Below are 19,328 nucleotides of genomic sequence, written 5' to 3'. Positions count from 1 at the left end.
TATGTATACCTCTATTCATTAACATGTTAATGATGGTGTTCGCGTCATGGCGCAAACATCAAAGTCGTGGTGGACGGTGCCAGTACCCAAGCCGTCTGGCCCGTGGATATGCCATCCAGGAGCAGGTATGAATTCGTTTACCGTGCAAGAGAGCGCCAAACAAACAACGGAAAATGATCATGTCATTATCCGAAAACTGTTCAAACGTCTTATTTCTTTCTTATTTATCTTGTTTGTATTTTCTTTTCTCGATCGGATTAATATCGGTTTTGCCGGATTAACCATGGGCAAAGATCTTGGCTTGAGCGCCACAATGTTTGGCTTGGCAGCCACGCTTTTTTATATTACGTATTCAACGTTTGGAATTCCTTCCAATGTCATGCTGGGCATCGTTGGTGCCCGACGCTGGATTGCCACTATCATGGTGTGTTGGGGGGTAGCGTCTACCCTGACAATGTTCGCCACCGGGCCGCTATCACTGTACGCCCTGCGTATGATTGTGGGTGTCGCAGAGGCCGGTTTTTTCCCCGGCATCATGCTGTATCTCACTTACTGGTTCCCGGCCTACTACCGGGCTCGTGCCAACGCCCTGTTTATGGTTGCCATGCCGATCACTATGATGCTGGGATCCATTCTCTCCGGCTATATTCTGGCGTTGGACGGCGTAATGAACCTGAAAGGCTGGCAGTGGTTGTTTTTGCTGGAAGGGCTTCCTGCAGTGGTATTGGGGATCGTGACCTGGCATTTTTTGGATGATGGCCCGCAGCAAGCAAGCTGGTTAACCGTTGCAGAAAAGGCGCGGTTGAGTGAAATGCTTGCGGCAGAGCAATACAGGGGAGTAGCGTCCACACAACGTCCTGGTTTGCGAACGGTGTTTACGCCGGTGGTGGTGCTATACGCACTGGCCTATTTCTGCCTGACCAATACCCTGAGCGCGATTAATATCTGGACCCCACAAATACTGCAAAACATGAATCAGGGCAGCAGTAATCAAACCATTGGCCTGTTGGCAGCTATCCCACAGTTTTGTACCGTGCTGGCAATGGTGGGGTGGAGTTTAAGTTCCGACCATTTTCGAGAACGTAAATTTCACACTTGGTTCCCGTTTGCCGTTGCGGCAGCAGGCTGGCTGGTGACCATTATCTCTACCCAACCATTTTGGCAACTTACCGGAATTATTCTTGCGTCCGCCGGTTCCTTCACCGCTATGGCGATATTTTGGACAACCCCGGATAAAGTGATCGCCGCGCCATCGCGGGCGTTAGCCATTGCATTGATATGCGCTATCGGCAATCTCGGCTCGGCGTTCAGTCCGGTGCTATTGGGCGTTCTGCATGATATGACAGGCAGTTTTTCTGCAGGCATTGGCGTGATGGGCATATTGCTGTTGGTGGGTGCCGCGGTTATCACGGTCATCCCGATGACGGAAAAACCTTTACCGAAGGGTAATGCATCAAATTCGGTGTTCAGACCTCGTTGAGGCAACCCACTTGAAATTGGATAGGTTAACAACGGAGAGGCAATAATGGGAAATACAGCAACCACAGGTCAGGCCATGGTTCGCTCGCTGATCGCGCATGGCATAGATACGGTATTTGGTATCCCGGGTGCACATATGTACGATTTCAATGATGCTCTCTATCAACAGCGGGAGCAGGTTCGATTCATTCACACTCGTCATGAACAGGGCGCGGGTTACATGGCTTATGGCTATGCCAAGTCCACGGGCCGTATCGGTGCTTATACCGTTGTGCCCGGCCCAGGAGTGCTTAATTCCGGTGCTGCATTATGTACCGCCTATGGTGGCAACACTCCAGTGTTGTGTCTGACGGGCAATATCATGTCTCACCTGATTGGCCAGGGGCGTGGGCAATTGCATGAATTGCCGGATCAACTCAATACATTGAGCGGAATCACCAAGATCGCCCGGCGGGTCAACCATGTCACAGAAGCGGGTTCGGAAATGGCGGAGGTGATCGGCCATATGTTATCGGGACGACAAGGGCCTGGCGCTATCGAAGCACCGTGGGATGTGTTCGGTATGCAGGGTGCGGAGACGGAGACTCCGTTAGCCAATACGCGCCCGGCACCGGCGGTTAATCCTGCGGCGATAGAAGCGGCGGCGAGCCTGATAGCTCAGGCCAAAAACCCGCTCATCATGGTTGGCGGTGGTGCTGTCGATGCGGGGGCCGCAGTGGCTGAACTGGCTCGGCGATTACAAGCCCCGGTGACGTCTCATCGTTCCGGTAAGGGTGTGGTGCCTGACGATTCGCCTTATGCGCTTAATTTTGTCGCGGGGTTCGACTATTGGCAACAGACCGATCTGTTGATCGGTATTGGTAGCCGGCTTGAGCTGCAATTTATGCGCTGGCGCTGGCTACCAAAGAATTTGAAAGTGATACGTATTGATATTGACCCAACCGAAATGGTTCGGCTCAAACCCGACGTTGCTGTTGTTGCGGATGCGCAACAGGGTGTTGAGGCGTTATTGGCGGCACTGCCGCTTATGCAGCCGGTGGATCGGAGTGCAGCGCTGTGCCGGTTAAACCAGCAGGCCAGAGAACGTTTCTCCTGCGTACAGCCGCAGGTTGACTATCTCAATGCCATTCGTGCCGCGTTACCGAGGGATGGTTTTTTTGTGGAAGAGGTTAGCCAGGTAGGTTTTACCGCCCGTTTTGCCTTCCCGGTGTATGAGCCGCGTCATTATGTGACGTGCGGCTATCAGGACAATCTGGGGTTTGGCTACAACACTGCGCTGGGCGTCAAAGTGGCGCATCCAGATAAGGTGGTTATCTCGGTGTCCGGTGACGGTGGTTTTATGTTCGGAGTGCAAGAGTTGGCGACGGCAGTACAACATGGCATTAATGTGATCGCCATCGTGTTCAATAATGCCGCTTATGGCAATGTGCTACGTGATCAACGGGATAGCTATCAAGGACATTACCTGGGATCTGCGCTAAAAAATCCGGATTTTGTCAAACTGGCGGAAAGTTTTGGTGCCTTGGCCTATCGTGCGACGACGCCTGGTGAACTTAAAGCTCGGTTGGTGGAGGCGATGAACGCCGAACGGCCTGTGGTGATCGAGGTGCCTGTTGAGACAGGATCAGAAGCCAGTCCTTGGCCATTTATCCACCCTCAAGCCCCGCAGTAGCATGTTCCAATTTAGGCGGTACTCTGTGCAAATTTCACGCTGATGGCGTTTTTTGCAGCCAAAGGCTAAACAGCGCTGAAGCGAATGCGCTTAGTGCCCAGAGTAACAGCAGTGGCATTAACGGACGCTGCTGGACTTTATGAAACCGTGGCCCGGTGTCGACCGAATCTTCTAATCACTTGTTTTTGCTCAAACTGCCAACTGCGCCTAAGCTAGGATGTGACTCAGGGGGAGACGAGCTCCCCCACGACATTATTCTGTGAACATGGAGGAGTTTCGATTTGATGCGTTTATCGACATTGGTGCTGGCGATCGGCATGGCGCTGGGCACACAGGCACAAGCAGAAGAGACCAACCCGCACGCGGATCATAGCGCGTTGCCAAGCGGCCAGGCAAAGGAGGCTACCGTGACCGGCGAAGCCAACCAGCACGACAAAAAGAACGAAAACCCGTTCTTCTACCAAAGTCGCCTGCCATTCCAGGCACCGCCGTTTAATGTGATCAAAGAAAGTGACTATGCGCCGGCGATTGACGCCGGTATCAAGCAAAAACTGGAGGAGGTGGAGAAGATCGCCAACAATCCGGCCAAGCCTGATTTTAAAAATACCTTTGTGGCCCTGGAGCAAAGTGGCGCATTGCTGTCGCGAGTGATGAACGTGTTTGGTGCCATGACCTCGGCCAACACCAGCGACGCGTTACAGAAGCTGGACGAAGAAAGCTCACCGAAGCTGGCGGCGTTGGACGATGCCATCATGCTTAACAGTAAACTGTTTGCCCGTATCAAGGCTGTGTATGAACAGCGTGACGCACTAAAACTGGATGCGGAATCTCGCCGACTGGTGGAAGTGACCTACAAGAACTTCGAGCTGGCGGGGGCCAATCTGTCCGACGCCGATAAAACCAAGCTGAAGGCGCTGAATCAGGAAGCGGCGACGCTGAGCACCCAGTTTTCCAACAAATTGCTGGCCGCAACCAAAGACGGTGCGCTGGCGATCGCCGATAAAGGCAAGTTGGACGGCCTGTCGGAAAACGAACTGGCCGCCGCAGCCCAGGCCGCCGGCGAACGTAAGCTGGATAAACAGTGGTTGCTGGTGCTGCAAAACACCACCCAGCAACCAGAACTGCAAAGCCTGAAGGATCGTGATACCCGCAAAGCGCTGTTTGATGCGTCCTGGAACCGGGCAGAAAAAGGCGATGCTAACGACACTCGCCAGACAATCGCTCGTCTGGCCAAGGTTCGGGCTGAACAGGCCAAACTGCTGGGCTTCCCGAATTACGCAGCCTGGAAACTGCAAAACCAGATGGCCAAAACACCGGATGCCGCGCTGAGTTTTATGCGTAACATCGTTCCTGCGGCGACCGCTCGTGCAGAACGTGAAGCCAAAGACATTCAGGCTGTGATTGACCAGCAGAAAGGTGGATTTAAGGTTGAAGCCTGGGACTGGCAGTTCTACGCAGAACAGGTTCGTAAAGCAAAATACGACCTTGATGAGTCGCAGATCAAACCTTATTTCGAACTGAATAACGTGCTGAACAACGGCGTGTTCTATGCTGCGAATCTGCTGTACGGCATCAGCTTCAAAGAACGCAAAGATATCCCGGTTTACCAACCGGACGTGCGGGTTTATGAGGTGTTCGATAAAGACGGTAAATCATTGGCATTGTTCTATACCGACTTCTTTAAGCGCGACAATAAGGGCGGTGGTGCCTGGATGAGCAACTTTGTCGAACAGTCGAAGCTCAAAGGTACCAAGCCGGTGATTTACAATGTTGCCAACTTCACCAAACCTGCGCCAGGCCAGCCTGCGTTGTTGTCGTATGATGATGTGATCACCATGTTCCACGAGTTTGGTCATGCGCTGCACGGCATGTTCGCCGATCAGGAATACCCAAGCCTGTCCGGCACCAACACGGCGCGTGACTTTGTTGAATTCCCATCACAGTTCAACGAGCATTGGGCCAGTGATCCTAAAGTGTTCGCGCACTTCGCCAAGCATTACAAAACCGGGGAAGCGATGCCGCAAGAACTGGTCGACAAAATCAAAAAGGCCGACAAATTCAACAAAGGCTATGACATGACCGAGCTGCTGTCTGCGGCGCTGCTGGATATGCACTGGCACATGTTGAGTGCTGATCAACCGCAACAGGACGTGGACAAGTTCGAAGCCGAATCGCTGCAAAAAGACAAAATCGATCTCAGCTATGTGCCGCCACGCTATCGCTCAAGTTACTTCAAACATATCTGGGGTAACGGCTATGCCGCTGGTTACTACGCCTATCTGTGGACAGAAATGCTGGCGGATGATGCTTTCCAATGGTTTACCGAACACGGTGGCCTGACCCCCGAGAACGGCCAGCGTTTCCGCGACATGGTGTTGTCGCGTGGCAACAGCCAGGATCTGGAAAAACTGTATATCGACTGGCGCGGTCAAGCACCCAGCATCGAACCCATGCTGATTAACCGTGGGTTGAAAGACGAATAAAATAGTGTGATGTCTGTACGACGAACAAGGGCGTAATAAATTACGCCCTTGTTATTTAATAAATTTAACATTTACCTATCGTTGACGAATTCCAGGTTGTTTCTGGATGAGAGCAAGGTGAAAAGAAGACGTCATGAAGCAGGGTTAATAATGGCATTTTCATTTTTCTTTCTGTTTGTTTCTTTTGGGTCGTTAAAAGATGACCCTTATTTGGGGTTGGCTTTATTTGTTACTTGGATTGTACTTTTTATGCTCCCTATAGCGGTTTTCCCGCCACCGAAAAACTCAGGCGGCAAGCTCAAGAGCACATAGAGAACTATTACGCCGAACAACAGGTTTGAATCATGGGCGCAGTTCAAAAAAACCGCGCCCAACACCTTCAGCGGTTAACCACCTTGGCTGGCAGGGCAACCACCAGTAAAGAACTGATCAGCAGGCAACCGGCGAAGGCCCAGAGTGCGCCACCGCTTTTTCCGGTCAGATCCAGTGCCAGACCCATCAGCGAGTTACTCACCAACCCGGCGATATTTGCCAGCGAGCAGGCCAGCGCAAAGCCGGTGGCCGCTGCCGTACCGCGCAGGAAGGTGGCCGGCAGGCTGAAGAACACCGGCACCGCACCGATGATCGTCGCCTGGGCGACGGAGAACAGCAACACCGTGGCGATCACGTTGTGCGTGAAGAACGTACTGCCAGCCATCGCCATCGCGCCAACAATAAACGGCACTATGATATGCCAGCGCCGCTCACGCATGCGGTCAGAACTGGTGCCGATCAGCAGCATACCCAGCAGTGCGGCGACGCTCGGCAGCGCGGTCAGCATACCGATGGTGGTAATGTCGGTCACCCCGGCGGTTTTGATAAAAGTGGGCATCCAGAACCCCATCGCATAGGCGCTAAGCAGGATCGAGAAGTCGATGCCGCCCAGCATCCAGACCTTGAGGTTAAAAAAGCCGTCGCGAAAACGGTGTTTGCTGTGACCGGCTTCGGCATCATCTTGCGCCAGGTCATCCGCAATACGCTGTTTCTCTTCGTCGGATAACCATTTGGCCTGGCGGAAATGGTTCGGCAACACCCAGAACGTCAGTATGCCCAGCAGTACGCTGGGGATACCTTCCAGCAAGAACAGCCACTGCCAACCGTGCAGCCCGTGGCGCATGTCGAAATGCCCCATAATCCAGCCGGAGATCGGGCCACCCAGCACGCTCGACAGCGGCAGACCGATCATGAACAACGCAATAATGCGGCCGCGGCGGTAGGTCGGGAACCACAGCGTCAGGTAGAACAGCACGCCGGGCAGGAAACCGGCCTCCGCCACGCCGAGCAGAAAACGGATGACGTAAAACTGATTCGGGGTGGTGACGAACATGGTGCACGCGGAAAGCAGGCCCCAGGTGATCATGATTCGGGCGATCCACACCTTGGCGCCGACCCGTTGCAGGATCAGGTTGCTAGGCACCTCAAACAGGATATAGCCGACAAAGAACAGCCCGGCACCCAAACCGAAGGCCGCCTCGCTTAATTGCAGTTGCTCTGCCATCTGCAGCTTGGCCAGCCCGACGTTGATGCGGTCGAGGTAGGCGGCCAGATAGCACAGACAGAGAAACGGGATCAGCTTCCAGGTGATTTTGCGGTACAGAAGCGATTCTGCGCCCGCTTTCCCGGTTAACGGGGTTTCAACAATGGCCATGATGATGTCTCCAGGTGGTGCATGGTGGCCTCCTGAGGAGGAGTGTTGTGTGTTGGCTTGATCGCCGCCCTGTATCGGGCGGTCGCTTGAGGCGCTTGCCGCGCCTTCTTTATTTTTCAGTTCTCCGTGCAGGTGAAGCTCTGGATTACAGCCGGTTTTTACACTTTATCCTTCAAACTGCGTCCTTGTTGGCTGCCTTTGTTCACCCGAATCACTTACTTGAGTAAGCTCATCGGGATTCACTCAGTTGCCGCCTCGACGCAATTTGAATGATTTTGTGTACAGATAATCGAGGGTCTCCTGTTTGGTCACGACGTCGCCGTATTTACTGTCGATATCGAACAGATTGGCCTCATGCGGGCCAGGGTGGCGATCGCCCACGCATTCACGTACCACGATGGTGCGGAATCCGTGCTGTACCGCATCCACAGCGCTGGCGCGGATGCAACCGCTGGTCGAACAGCCGACCAGCAACAGGGTATCGACGCCAAGCGCCACCAGCATGGGGGCCAGCGAGGTACCGAAAAAGGCGCTGGCGTACTGCTTGGTCAACACCACTTCCGAGGACAGCGGTGCCACCTGCGGGCAGAATGCCGCCAGCGGATGACCTTCCACCATGTCTTTCATCACCGGCGCTTTCTTCACCCAGATGCCACCGTCGGCAAAATGCCCTGCATGATAGCGGATATTGGTGTGGATCACCGGAATACCCACCTGGCGTGCGGTAGCCAGCAATGCCACGCTTTCATCGACCGCGCTGACCACGCCAGGGGCGAACAAGGGGGCACCTTCGGTGGTGTAGCCCTGCATAAAGTCGACCACCAACAGTGCCGGGCGATGGCCGAAACCGATACGGTTACCCCAGACGCCGCTGTAGTTATCGGTGAGACTGTTCTCGGTTGCGGATTCCATGTTGCCTCCTCAATAAGCGCCGGACAGTAGGGCGCCGGCGCCGGGAACGATCGGCTCCAGCTCCAGGGCCGTCAGCATAGCGTAGGTGGTGGCGATGGCGGCGGTCAGCACCGGCTTGCCGGTTTGCGCCTCCACGGTAGCGACCGCCGGTAACGATGGCATCTGCACGCAGGCGGACAGGACGATAACGTCCACATCGCTCAGGTCCATTTCCGCGACAATGCCCGGCAGGTTGGCCGGATCATGGCGGCCTACGGCCAGATTGTCGGCGATCTCCAGCGCGCGCCACACCTTGACCTCAATGCCTTCGTGTTCGATATATTCCACCACCATTTGGGTCAGCGGCTTCATGTAGGGCGCCACCAGTGCAATACGTTTGGCACCCAGCACCTTCAGGCCGTTGACTAATGCCCCGGCGCTGCTGATCACCGGGGCGGCGGCGTTGTTGTCCCGAGTCACCTGCGCCAGCCGCGCCTGGGACTCACGGTGATAGCCTAATCCCATCGACATGATCGCTACCAGGCAGGCATAGCCGAGTACGTCGACCTGCGCGTCGGAAAGCTCCAGCGCGCAGCGGTCTGATTCGGCGTCCATCGCCGCCAGCTCTGCTTTGCTGACGTGCTTCATGCGCATGCGGCTGGAGTGGAAGGTGAAGCGTTCCGGGCGGATCAACTGACGTGCGGTCAGCATCGCCGGGATTTCGGTTTCCATCGTGGTATTGGAACTGGGCACGATCTGGCCGATACGGTAATTTTTGCTCATGACAAAGGTTCCTTAATTAATCCAGAAAATCGCCCAGGGCGTGGAAGAAACCGTCGAAGTCGTCCCACGGGATCATATGGCCGGCTTTTTCAACGTGAACCAGGGTAATTTCCGGCTGCAACTGGCGGATCTCCGCTTCGTCTTCCGCTTGGATCACGCCACCAAGGCCCGCAATCATCAGCAACGTCGGCATGCTCAGCGAGGGATAGTCGCGGTGGCTGTCGACCTGATGAAAATCTTCATAGGCGCGCTGAATCGCCGGTTCGTAGCAGGTGTGCAGCCACTCGGCCCGCAGTTGGCGCTGTTGTTCGCTCCAGCTCGGGCAGAAACTGCGCATCTGTTCGGCGTCCATCCCCTGCAGCGACTGGCGGATCGAATCAACGTACCAGGGCCATTTTCCCGGATATTCACGACGGCCGGGGCCGGAAACCGGCGGATCGACCAATACCAAACGCCGTACGCCAGCCGGTTGCAGCGCGGCAGCGCGCAGTGCAAAGCGCGCACCCATCGAATGGCCAAGCAGAGCGACGTTTTCCAGCTTTAATGCGGCGGCGAAGGCGTTGACGTCCTCGGCGCAGGTTTCAGCGTCATAGGCCAGATCCGGTCCGCTGGCGGACAGGCCACGGCCACGCACGTCCAGCACGTAGGTGTCGTAGCGCTCGGCCAGCCGTTCGGCAACGAAGCCCCAGGTAATCGCCGGGCTGGTGATACCGGGGATCAGGATCACTACCGGGCCTTGCCCCCCGTAACGCAGGTAGTGCTGGCGAATGCCGTTGGCCTGCACGTTGGCGCCATAAAGGAAGTGGCTCATGCGGCGTTCTCCGACTTCAGCGCCTGCGCGTACAGGTCATAGCCGTAGACCCAGGCCGGATCTTCCTGAGTACGCAGGAAGGTATTGGCATTGGAAACGGCCTGCACGCGGGAGGCGCGTTCTTTGCGGTTGGCTTCATACAGTTGGAAAGCGGTACGGTAGTCGGTCAAACCGGTTTCCTGCAGGCAGCGCGCCAGCATGGCGGCATCTTCGATCGCCATCGCCGCGCCTTGCGCCATGTGTGGTTTCATCGGGTGGCAGGCGTCGCCGAGCAGCACCATTCGGCCTTCGCTCCACAGCGGCAGCGGCTTACGGTTCAACAGCGGCCATTTGGTGACCTGTTCACTGGACTCGATCAGCGCTTGCACAATCGGGTGATAGCCGGCAAAGGTTTCGTACATTTCTTCGCGGCTGCTGTCGATAAAGCTGCCCTGGAAATCCCACGCCGGGTGAGGCACGCCGCTGACGTAATAGTATTCATCACGTTTTTGGGTGGTGTAGTAGACCATCAGGTGGCGATCTGCCGACCACCACTTCACGCAGTCTTCAAAGCTCAGGTTGTATTTGGCCAGTTTTTCGCCGCGGATCAACGCACGGTGGGCGACCCAGCCACTGTAGGTCGGCGCTTCAGCGCCCAGCAGGTGTTCGCGAATGCGGGAGTTGATACCGTCGGCGCCAATCACGATATCGGCGCTGGCCTGGGTACCATCGGCAAAGTTCAGCACCACTTCGTTGTCGCGTTCCTCAATTTTGCTCAGGCACTTGCCAAAATGCACGCTGCCCGGTTGCAAGGCGGCCATCTGCAAGGCCTGCAAATCGCCCCGGTGTACCGTCACGTAAGCCGCGCCGTACTCTTTGCGGGCAAAGGCCCCCAGCTCAATGCGCGACAGATAGTCACCGCTTTCGGCATCGCGACTGAACCAGAAGTCCGGGTGCGAGGCCATTTGCTCCAGTGGCTGTTCAATACCGAGGCGGCGGAAAATCTTCAGTACGTTCGGCCCCATATGGATACCGGCCCCCAGGCGTGAAAACACTGGGCTCTGTTCGTACAGGTCGACGGCAAAGCCGGCTTTCTGCAGCAGACCGGCTGCTGCTGCGCCACCCAGACCGGCGCCGACTACGGCAATGCGTTGTTGTTTGCTCATCATTTTTCCCCTGACTGTTGGTTTTTTTACCCGTCATCCGCAGTGACGCCGGATGATTGGTTTATAGTGTATACGCTTTATATTGAAAAGTTGCACAAGTGTTAATTTAGATCTGGCTCACGCTAATCAATCGCCGATTTCTGTTAATCTCATGTTAATCACAGGATGGATAGGGCTTAAAATAGGAATTACTTATGGGTAATCGCGGAGTGTTGCTTCCTGTCTGATTTTGGGATTATATGATTAAAAGAGCGTATTCACTTTAATTTGCGCAAAATAACCTCATCGGCGCCGGGTGCGTCGTCCAACCCATAGCGAGACAGGAGATACACTATGGCGGTCAATGATAGTCAGTTGGTTCAACTGTTCGAGCAGGTACTTAGGCTGTCGAAGGTGGATGCTTCGCAAAGCGTGGCGATCCTGAAGAGCCACTATTCCGATGCGCGTACGGTACGTGCTGCCACCGATGCGGCGTTACGGCTGGGTGCCAAGGTTTATGCGGTAGAACTGCCGTCATTCAACCATCCGCGTGCCATGGGCAATGACATGACGGCTTACTGCGGCGACACGGCGCTGACCGGTAACCCTGCGGCGCAGCGCGCACTGGAGGCGGCCGATCTGATTGTCGACACCATGATGCTGCTGCACTCACCGGAGCAGGAACAGATCCTGAAAACCGGCACGCGTATTCTGCTGGCCGTCGAACCGCCAGAGGTGTTGGCACGGATGTTGCCTAATGCAGAGGACAAAGCACGGGTATTGGCGGCTGCCACGGTGTTGGAGAAGGCCAAACTGATGGAGGTGAAGTCTGCTGCCGGCAGCGATTTCCGTGCGCCGCTGGGGCAATACCCGACGGTGACCGAATACGGCTATGCCGACGAACCGGGGCGCTGGGATCACTGGCCGAGCGGGTTCTTGTTCACTTGGCCGAATGAAGAACAGGCGGAAGGGGTGTTGGTGCTGGAGGTGGGCGATATTCTGTTGCCGTTCAAGAGCTATGCGCGTGAGCGCATTACGCTGGAGATCGATAAAGGCTTTGTGACGCGTATTCACGGTGGCTTTGAAGCGGAATATCTGCGGGAGTATATGAAGTATTTCAACGACCCGGAGGTGTACGGCATCTCGCATATCGGTTGGGGCTTGCAGCCACGGGCGCAGTGGACGGCGATGGGTTTACACGACAAAAACGACGGTATGTGTATGGATGCACGCGCCTTCTACGGCAACTTCCTGTTCTCCACCGGACCGAATACCGAAGTCGGCGGCACGCGCAAAACGCCGTGCCATATGGACATCGCGCTGCGCCATTGCGACATCAGCCTGGACGGGGCTACGGTGGTGGCGAATGGCGAAGTGGTGGCACCGGCGGCATCGCGGGTCAACCAGGGTTAACCTTGCTGTTAAACGTGGGGGTTTGTACTATTCTCGGTGGTTTCCATAGATGGTGAGAGTAACGCAATGACGCCCCCCGAATACCCGGCTGCAGAGAACGGCAAGACCGAAAATTATCATTTTACTGAACAAGTCGGGCACCTGCTGCGCAAGGTTTATCAGCGCCACGTGGCGATTTTCCAGCAGAACGTTGGCGATTCGCAATTGACCGCCGTGCAGTTTATTACGCTGTGCGCGGTGCGTGACATGGGCCCAAGTTCGTTGACCGAGTTGGTGCAGGCGACGGCGGTCGATCAGGCGACCATTCGCGGTATTGTCGAGCGTCTCAAGGCGCGTGAATTGATCACCGTGATGCCGGATCCGATCGACCGACGCAAAGTGGTGGTCGGGCTGACCGCCAACGGCGCTGCGCTGTTGGCGGAAACACTGCCGCATGCGGCGACGATCACAGAATTAACTTTCGGTACGCTTAATCCGGCCGAACGTATAGCACTGATGTTCCTGCTTAATAAAATGCTGGAGGACCCGCCGGCCACCTGATTCGCCACCCGCAACTGCGGTTATCTGGTGAAGGCGGTGGCGGCGAGGTCACGGCCCACAATATATACCCTCTGGCTTTCACGCTGGGCACCCAGCGGCGATTTGAACGATGGCGGGTATAACCAGAGCGCAGGCGGAGACGCAAAAATGGCGATAGCTGAAGTGCAATTGCCCAGGGAAGGCGCGGTAAAAACACTGACGGAGCATCCGCTGATGCTGTCAGTCAACGGCGAAGATATTCATACCCGGGTCATGGCGGATACGCCCCTACTGCTGGTATTGCGTAACGATCTGGCGCTTAACGGCCCGAAATACGGTTGTGGCCTGGGTGAGTGCGGTGCCTGCACGGTGTTGGTTGACGGCATTGCCGCACGCGCCTGTGTGATCCCGGCTCTGGGCATGACCGGGCATGCCGTTACCACACTGGAAGGGCTGGGCGATCGCGAGCATCTGCATCCGGTGCAACGTGCCTTTATCGAAGAACAGGCGGCCCAGTGCGGCTACTGCCTGAACGGCATGATCATGACCACCAAGGCCCTGTTGGATCGCAACCCGTCGCCCAGCGATGGCGAGATCCGTCAGGCGCTGTCCGGCAACCTGTGCCGCTGCGGCACCCATATCGAAATCCTGCGTGCGGTTCAGCGCGCCATCATTCTCTGCCGCAGTGAGGAAATCTCGCCCCATGACTGACGCCCATTCCTCATTCCCGAGCCAGGCCGAATTATTGCAACGTCATGGCACCTTGCTGATTATCGATCAGATCCAACCCCCGCCGGGCCTGGTGCCGAAAGGCCAGACCCCGAGCCTGAAACCCAAAGAACAGGGGTTGTTCATCGCCATTTGCGACAGCGGCGAAGTCTACGCCTTCAACGGCCATGTCGATCTTGGCACCGGTGTTCGCACCGCGCTGGGGCAGATTGTCGCCGAAGAACTCTATCTGCGCATGGACCAGGTACGCATGGTGTTAGGCGATACCGAAAGCACGCCGAATCAGGGCGCCACCATTGCCAGCGCCACGCTGCAAATTTCCGCCGTACCGCTGCGCAATGCCGCCGCCGAGGCACGGCGCTGGCTACTGGAGCAGGCAGCGCAGCACTTTAGCGTTAGGGTTGAGCAACTGACGTTGAACGACGGCACCATTGTCAGCCCGAAGGGAGCCGCGGTGAGCTATGGCGAACTGGTTAACGGGGTGCATATTGAACTGCCGATCTCCGGCGATGCGCCACTCAAGCCGCAGGCCGACTACCGGCTGGTCGGTACCAGCACCGCACGCGTCGATATTCCGGCCAAGGCCACCGGCGAATCCACTTACGTGCACGACATGCGGCTGCCGAATATGCTGCACGGGCGGGTGGTGCGGCCGCCGTATGCCGGTTACGACAGCGGCGAGTTTGTCGGTACCAGCCTGTTGGCAGTAGAAGAACAGTCAATTGCTCATATTCCCGGCATCATTAAACTGGTGGTGATCGGGGATTTTATCGGCATTGTCGCCGAGCGCGAGGAGCAGGCGATCAAGGCGGCGCAGGCGCTGCAGGTGAGCTGGAAGGACTGGCGGCGTAACCTCCCGCAGATGACCGACGTGGCGCAGGCGCTGCGCGATAACCCGCATTCTACGCGGGTGGTGCATGACACCGGTAACGTGGATGCGGCTTTGGCTGCCGCCGATAGGCGCTTTACCCGCAGCTACCTGTGGCCGTACCAACTGCACGCCTCTATCGGTCCTTCCTGCGCGCTGGCGGACTACCAACCGCAGCAGTTGCAGGTGTGGTCAGGTAGCCAGAACCCGCACCTGTTGCGTGCCGATCTCGCCTGGTTACTGGAATACCCGGAAGAACAGATCGAGATAATCCGCATGGAAGCTGCAGGCTGCTACGGCCGTAACTGTGCCGATGATGTTTGCGCCGATGCGGCTTTGCTGTCGCGCGCGGTGGGCCGCCCGGTGCGGGTTCAGCTCACCCGCGAACAGGAACACCTGTGGGAACCTAAGGGCACCGCACAACTGATGGAAGTTGACGGTGGGCTGGACGCCGCCGGTCATCCGGTGGCCTATGATTTTCGTACCTATTATCCGTCCAACGGTGCACCCACGCTGGCACTGTTGTTGACCGGGATGGTCGAACCGGTGCCGGTGGCCTATGAGATGGGCGATCGCACCTCGGTGCCGCCTTATGAATACCCCGAGCTGCGCGTTAGCATTGAGGATATGGCGCCCATCGTGCGTGCCTCCTGGATGCGCGGCGTGTCGGCACTGCCGAATACCTTCGCTCACGAGTCCTATATCGATGAGTTGGCAACCGCTGCCGGTGTGGATCCGCTCGAGTACCGGCTGCGTTATATCAAAGATCAACGCGCCACCGAACTGATGCTCAGCACCGCCGAACGGGCAGGTTGGACGCCACATACCGAACCGATGCAAACCGCGGCGGAAGACGGTGTGCTGCGCGGGCGCGGTTTTGCCTATGCGCGCTACATTCACAGTAAATTCCCCGGTTTTGGTGCCGCCTGGGCGGCCTGGGTCGCCGATGTGGCGATCGACAAGGCCAGCGGTGAAGTGGCGGTCACGCGTATTGTGGTCGGGCACGACGCCGGCATGATGGTCAACCCGGACGGTGTGCGTCACCAGATCCACGGTAACGTGATCCAGTCGACCAGCCGGGTGCTGAAAGAACGGGTGACCTTCGAGGCGTCGACGATCTCCAGTAAGGAATGGGGCGCTTACCCCATCCTGACGTTCCCGGAAGTACCTGAGGTGGATGTGGTGATGATGCCGCGGCCTTATGATCCCCCGTTGGGGGCCGGAGAGTCTGCTTCGGTACCCAGTGCGGCGGCCATTGCCAATGCGGTGTTCGACGCTACCGGCATTCGTTTTCGCGAGTTGCCGATCACGTCCGATCGTCTGCGCGAGGCGTTGAACGGCCCGGATAGCGCCCGGCAGGAACCTGCGCCACCGGTAAAACCCAAACGCAGCAAATGGTGGTTCGGCGGTGCGGTCGGTATTTTCGGTGCCGTATTGGGTGTCGCGACGACGGCGTTGCCGTGGCGGGCCGAGATTGCCCCGGTGGCCACCTCAGGGGCAAGTACCTGGTCGACGGCCACTCTGGAGCGCGGTCGTCAACTGGCCGCCGTGGGGGATTGCGCGGTGTGCCACACCGCCTCTGAGGGGGCGACCAATGCGGGGGGGCTGGCGATGGAAACGCCGTTCGGCACCTTGTACAGCACCAATATTACCCCAGACGTGGAAACCGGGATCGGCAACTGGTCATTTACGGCTTTCGACCGGGCGATGCGGCAAGGTATCAGCCGTGACGGTCGTCATCTGTATCCGGCATTTCCCTATACGTCGTTCAGTAAAATGACCGACGGCGATATGCAGGCGCTGTATGCCTATATGATGTCGCAGCCAGCGGTCGCGCAGACTAATCCGACTAACCAGATGCGTTTTCCGTTTAATCTGCGCCCGCTGATGGCCGGCTGGAATGCGCTGTTTTTGCGTCAGGGTGAGTTCCAGTCGAACCCAATGCAAACTGCGCAGTGGAACCGGGGTTCATATCTGGTCAATGGGTTGGGGCACTGTGCGGCCTGCCATTCGCCGCGCAACCTGATGGGGGCGGAAAAGGGCGGCCCCGGTTTCCTGGCCGGCGCGATGGTGGACGGCTGGGAGGCGCCGGCGCTGAACCAACTGGCCAATGCGGATAAACCCTGGAGCGAGGATCAACTGTTCCAGTATCTTCGCAGCGGTCATTCAACCGAACACGGCGTCGCAGCAGGGCCGATGGGGCCGGTGGTCAGCGAACTGGCGACGTTGCCGGAATCGGACGTGCGAGCGATGGCCAATTACCTGATATCCCTGAGCAGTCCGACGCAATTGAATTTGGAACCGCAGGTAAAATTGGCCTCCAGCCTGCAACCCGCATTGGGTCAGCAGGCCGGTGAGCGCTTGTTTCAGGGGGCCTGCCAGGCCTGCCACAGCGCCGCCAGCGGCGGGCCGCAACTGTTTGGCGTCAGTCCTGATCTGGCCAATAACACCAATATTTTCAGCGAGCGGCCGGACAACCTGATCCACGTGATCCTGCAAGGCATCGCCAAACCAGCCACTACCGAACTGGGTTTTATGCCTGGCTTCAAGGACAGCTTTTCCGATCGACAAGTGGCGGATTTGGTGAACTATCTGCGCCAGCGCTATGCCGCTGACAAACCGGCCTGGTCCGGGGTTGAGGCGCAGGTGGCCAGGTTACGCGCTAATCCTGGTAGTCATTAGCGGCTGTCAGAAAGTGGCGCAAGCAAGCTTGCGTCCTTTTGTATTGTGCGGCGCCTTAAGGAGGAGGCCGCAGACAGGCATTTCACCTGTCAGCAGGCAGGTGAAATGCCCAAGAGCCATTATTGTTACCAAAATGGCGGAAAAAAACAGACGACGGGCAAAGAGATAAGCGACTCAGGCCAGCGGCCCGCCCATAATGGTTTCTTTCATGCCAGAGAGAATGCGTTCGCCGGTTTCGGTTTTCAGCTCTTCATACCACCCGCGGGTGATCTCCATTTCTTTGCCGTGAGTCACATCGCAACGTTTGCGGGCTTTCAGCACCAAATCCTTCACGCGATAGCCGCGTTTTTCCTGATAGCGCAGCAGCGCATCTTCAATACCCAGTGAATTTGTCTGCAAGGCAATCGCCAGTACTACGGCGTCCTCCATTGCCGCGCATCCGCCTTGGCCGATGTCCGGTGTGGTGCTGTGCCCGGCATCGCCCAATAATGCCACGCGACCGCGAACCAGTTGTTCGAAAGGTTCGATATCGTGGATTTCTATGCGGTTAAGGGTGTTGGGGTCGATCGCCGCAATCAGTTTTTGCACCGGCTCGGCCCAGCCAGAGAAATAACGCTGTAGATCGGCACGCGCGGTGCTGCGATCTTCCGCCAGCCCGGTGGGCAGCGGAACGTCGAAGAAAAAGTAGAAACGGTTGTCGGATACCGGCATTAACGACACGCGTTTGCCTTCGCCAACAAAGGTAGTCCATTGATCGGCTGGCGCGATGGATTCATCAATGGTCACCAGCCCGTTCCAGTTGACGTAACCGGCGTAGCGGCGATCAACGCCATGGCCCAGCACATACGGGCGAATGACGGAATGGGTGCCATCGGCGGCGATCAGGAAATCGCCGCTGACCTGGCTACCGTCTTCAAACCAGGCAGTCACGCCTTCCGACGTTTCTTCAATGCTACTGACGCGCTTGCCAAAACGCACCTGATCTCGGCCATAAGTCTCGAGCAACATCGCTTGCAGTTCGGCGCGGGCTACCGGGTAAGGGCGTTCGCCGACGCTGGCGATGAGCGGCTCCAGGCTAAAGCGCGTCAACGTCTGGCCGTGCCGATACTCCTGATACGCCATGTAGTGCATGGCACCGCCGAGCGCCCGCAACGGTTCTTTCATCCCCAAATAATTAAGGCATTTAACGCCGTTGGGCCAAATGGAAATTGCAGCGCCAACCGGTTTGATCTCTTTGACGGCTTCAAACACCTCGGTGTCGATGCCGCAACGCTTCAATGCGATGGCGGTACACAGACCGCCAATGCCGCCGCCAATGACGATTGCTTTCATGTTCTTCTCCTTCATAAGCCATGCTGAGGAGAAGCAATTTCCATACCAGCCCGTAAACAGGGCGCTGGCGCGGTATAAGGCAGCCGCCTGATGCTCATTGGTGCAATACAGGAAAATGGCCGCGTACTTTTGCACCAGAAAAGTCACTGCGCTAGGTGCGATCCCGGTTTGCCAACTGGATTGCCAGGTTTTCAATGCGCTCTGCCATTTGTTTCGTCAGGGCGGTTAATTCTGTGTTTTGTTTTAACAGCGCCAGTAACTGATCAGATTGCTGGGCAGCGAGCGTTTGCCTTTGCGCCATGGCCTCATCCAAATCCTCACGGTGTTGAGCATCGGTCAGAGCATGTGCCTGATCGCGCTCGGCCTGCCGGGTTTGTGCAAGCAAGATCAACGGGGCGGCATAAGCGGCCTGTAGGCTGAATGCCAGGTTCAGTAAAATGAATGGATAGGGGTCAAACTTGGTGAAGCCTGCCAGATTGAGATAAATCCAGACGGCAACGACGACGGTCTGGCCGACCAAAAACGTCGGTGTACCGAAAAAGCGGGCAAAGGCCTCCGCCTTCAACGCAAACCATTGGTCACCAAAGGTGTGGGTTAGGCTTTTCAACGGGCGATAAAAACGAAACTTTTTATTGGGTTGCGACATGGCGTTCACACTCGTGAATGTAATGAAGAAAGATGTCATTTATAGCATGGGGGCCGAAATCCCCGCGCAAGACACAGCACAAATCCACCACAGAAAACCGCGTTCGAATGTTAAACAATCAAAATAATAGACTACGCTAACTATTAGCCTGTCGCGCTAGTGCATGCAGACGGTGCGCATAAAAAGAATGATTTCGCCGCATTGATTAA

Annotated in this window: 14 protein-coding genes; 7 read left to right on the top strand and 7 right to left on the bottom strand. The window is 56.7% G+C overall.

What is annotated here, in order from left to right; all coding sequences use genetic code 11:
* Nucleotides 1-127: 127 nt before the first annotated feature.
* From hpaX to dcp, 3 genes are all read left to right on the top strand, one after another.
* Complete coding sequence (hpaX, locus tag ACI2J2_RS06115) at nt 128-1,480, top strand: 4-hydroxyphenylacetate permease (protein WP_404759671.1); 1,353 nt, start codon at nt 128-130, stop codon at nt 1,478-1,480.
* A gap of 45 nt (nt 1,481-1,525) precedes the next feature.
* Complete coding sequence (locus tag ACI2J2_RS06110) at nt 1,526-3,151, top strand: thiamine pyrophosphate-dependent enzyme (protein WP_404759670.1); 1,626 nt, start codon at nt 1,526-1,528, stop codon at nt 3,149-3,151.
* A gap of 284 nt (nt 3,152-3,435) precedes the next feature.
* The gene (gene dcp / locus ACI2J2_RS06105) at nt 3,436-5,634 is read left to right on the top strand and encodes a peptidyl-dipeptidase Dcp (RefSeq protein ID WP_404759669.1); all 2,199 of its coding nucleotides are present in this window, start codon (nt 3,436-3,438) and stop codon (nt 5,632-5,634) included.
* 379 nt (nt 5,635-6,013) lie between these two features.
* On the opposite strand, the gene ACI2J2_RS06100 is transcribed toward dcp, so the two are convergent.
* The 5 genes from ACI2J2_RS06100 to ACI2J2_RS06080 all read right to left on the bottom strand — a co-directional run bounded on the left by ACI2J2_RS06100 (nt 6,014) and on the right by ACI2J2_RS06080 (nt 10,954).
* Nucleotides 6,014-7,321, bottom strand: coding sequence for an MFS transporter (locus tag ACI2J2_RS06100; protein ID WP_404759668.1), 1,308 nt, complete (start codon nt 7,319-7,321; stop codon nt 6,014-6,016).
* Nucleotides 7,322-7,564: 243 nt separating this feature from the next.
* On the bottom strand, nt 7,565-8,233 hold the full coding sequence (locus ACI2J2_RS06095) for an N-carbamoylsarcosine amidohydrolase (protein ID WP_209633219.1): 669 nt from the start codon (nt 8,231-8,233) through the stop codon (nt 7,565-7,567).
* 9 nt (nt 8,234-8,242) lie between these two features.
* Nucleotides 8,243-8,995, bottom strand: coding sequence for an Asp/Glu racemase (locus ACI2J2_RS06090; RefSeq protein WP_404759667.1), 753 nt, complete (start codon nt 8,993-8,995; stop codon nt 8,243-8,245).
* A 16-nt stretch (nt 8,996-9,011) separates the two neighbouring features.
* A complete protein-coding gene (locus ACI2J2_RS06085; RefSeq protein ID WP_209633221.1) occupies nt 9,012-9,806 on the bottom strand; it encodes an alpha/beta fold hydrolase in 795 nt (264 codons plus the stop codon).
* Nucleotides 9,803-10,954, bottom strand: a complete 1,152-nt coding sequence (locus ACI2J2_RS06080) for an FAD-dependent monooxygenase (protein ID WP_404759666.1) — start codon at nt 10,952-10,954, stop codon at nt 9,803-9,805. The genes ACI2J2_RS06085 and ACI2J2_RS06080 overlap by 4 nt, the downstream gene beginning before the upstream one ends.
* A gap of 330 nt (nt 10,955-11,284) precedes the next feature.
* Between ACI2J2_RS06080 and ACI2J2_RS06075 the strand changes: the two genes are divergently transcribed.
* The 4 genes from ACI2J2_RS06075 (at nt 11,285) to ACI2J2_RS06060 (ending at nt 17,141) form a co-directional block, all read left to right on the top strand.
* Nucleotides 11,285-12,343, top strand: coding sequence for a 2,5-dihydroxypyridine 5,6-dioxygenase (locus ACI2J2_RS06075; protein WP_404759665.1), 1,059 nt, complete (start codon nt 11,285-11,287; stop codon nt 12,341-12,343).
* 66 nt (nt 12,344-12,409) lie between these two features.
* On the top strand, nt 12,410-12,883 hold the full coding sequence (locus ACI2J2_RS06070) for a MarR family winged helix-turn-helix transcriptional regulator (RefSeq protein WP_209633227.1): 474 nt from the start codon (nt 12,410-12,412) through the stop codon (nt 12,881-12,883).
* 147 nt (nt 12,884-13,030) lie between these two features.
* The gene (locus ACI2J2_RS06065) at nt 13,031-13,573 is read left to right on the top strand and encodes a (2Fe-2S)-binding protein (protein WP_404759664.1); all 543 of its coding nucleotides are present in this window, start codon (nt 13,031-13,033) and stop codon (nt 13,571-13,573) included.
* Complete coding sequence (locus ACI2J2_RS06060) at nt 13,566-17,141, top strand: molybdopterin cofactor-binding domain-containing protein (protein ID WP_404759663.1); 3,576 nt, start codon at nt 13,566-13,568, stop codon at nt 17,139-17,141. The genes ACI2J2_RS06065 and ACI2J2_RS06060 overlap by 8 nt, the downstream gene beginning before the upstream one ends.
* A gap of 174 nt (nt 17,142-17,315) precedes the next feature.
* Here the strand turns inward: ACI2J2_RS06060 and hpxO are convergent, their stop codons facing one another.
* Both hpxO and ACI2J2_RS06050 read right to left on the bottom strand, forming a co-directional pair.
* Nucleotides 17,316-18,473, bottom strand: a complete 1,158-nt coding sequence (gene hpxO / locus ACI2J2_RS06055) for an FAD-dependent urate hydroxylase HpxO (protein ID WP_404759662.1) — start codon at nt 18,471-18,473, stop codon at nt 17,316-17,318.
* A 151-nt stretch (nt 18,474-18,624) separates the two neighbouring features.
* Nucleotides 18,625-19,119 (bottom strand): DUF1003 domain-containing protein, encoded by a 495-nt coding sequence (locus ACI2J2_RS06050; protein ID WP_037414954.1) that lies wholly within the window; start codon nt 19,117-19,119, stop codon nt 18,625-18,627.
* Nucleotides 19,120-19,328 lie beyond the last annotated feature (209 nt).

The sequence above is a fragment of the Serratia sp. NPDC087055 genome (genome assembly GCF_044900985.1).
In the GTDB taxonomy this organism is placed as follows: domain Bacteria; phylum Pseudomonadota; class Gammaproteobacteria; order Enterobacterales; family Enterobacteriaceae; genus Serratia.
Note: the sequence above shows the minus strand (reverse complement) of the source record. Positions and strands in the feature narration are given on the sequence as shown.

Coding starts and splice junctions, on each gene's coding strand:
- hpaX (WP_404759671.1), top strand. CDS start 128: ATGAATTCGTTTACCGTGCAAGAGAGCGCCAAACAAACAACGGAAAAT.
- ACI2J2_RS06110 (WP_404759670.1), top strand. CDS start 1,526: ATGGGAAATACAGCAACCACAGGTCAGGCCATGGTTCGCTCGCTGATC.
- dcp (WP_404759669.1), top strand. CDS start 3,436: ATGCGTTTATCGACATTGGTGCTGGCGATCGGCATGGCGCTGGGCACA.
- ACI2J2_RS06100 (WP_404759668.1), bottom strand. CDS start 7,321: ATGGCCATTGTTGAAACCCCGTTAACCGGGAAAGCGGGCGCAGAATCG.
- ACI2J2_RS06095 (WP_209633219.1), bottom strand. CDS start 8,233: ATGGAATCCGCAACCGAGAACAGTCTCACCGATAACTACAGCGGCGTC.
- ACI2J2_RS06090 (WP_404759667.1), bottom strand. CDS start 8,995: ATGAGCAAAAATTACCGTATCGGCCAGATCGTGCCCAGTTCCAATACC.
- ACI2J2_RS06085 (WP_209633221.1), bottom strand. CDS start 9,806: ATGAGCCACTTCCTTTATGGCGCCAACGTGCAGGCCAACGGCATTCGC.
- ACI2J2_RS06080 (WP_404759666.1), bottom strand. CDS start 10,954: ATGATGAGCAAACAACAACGCATTGCCGTAGTCGGCGCCGGTCTGGGT.
- ACI2J2_RS06075 (WP_404759665.1), top strand. CDS start 11,285: ATGGCGGTCAATGATAGTCAGTTGGTTCAACTGTTCGAGCAGGTACTT.
- ACI2J2_RS06070 (WP_209633227.1), top strand. CDS start 12,410: ATGACGCCCCCCGAATACCCGGCTGCAGAGAACGGCAAGACCGAAAAT.
- ACI2J2_RS06065 (WP_404759664.1), top strand. CDS start 13,031: ATGGCGATAGCTGAAGTGCAATTGCCCAGGGAAGGCGCGGTAAAAACA.
- ACI2J2_RS06060 (WP_404759663.1), top strand. CDS start 13,566: ATGACTGACGCCCATTCCTCATTCCCGAGCCAGGCCGAATTATTGCAA.
- hpxO (WP_404759662.1), bottom strand. CDS start 18,473: ATGAAAGCAATCGTCATTGGCGGCGGCATTGGCGGTCTGTGTACCGCC.
- ACI2J2_RS06050 (WP_037414954.1), bottom strand. CDS start 19,119: ATGTCGCAACCCAATAAAAAGTTTCGTTTTTATCGCCCGTTGAAAAGC.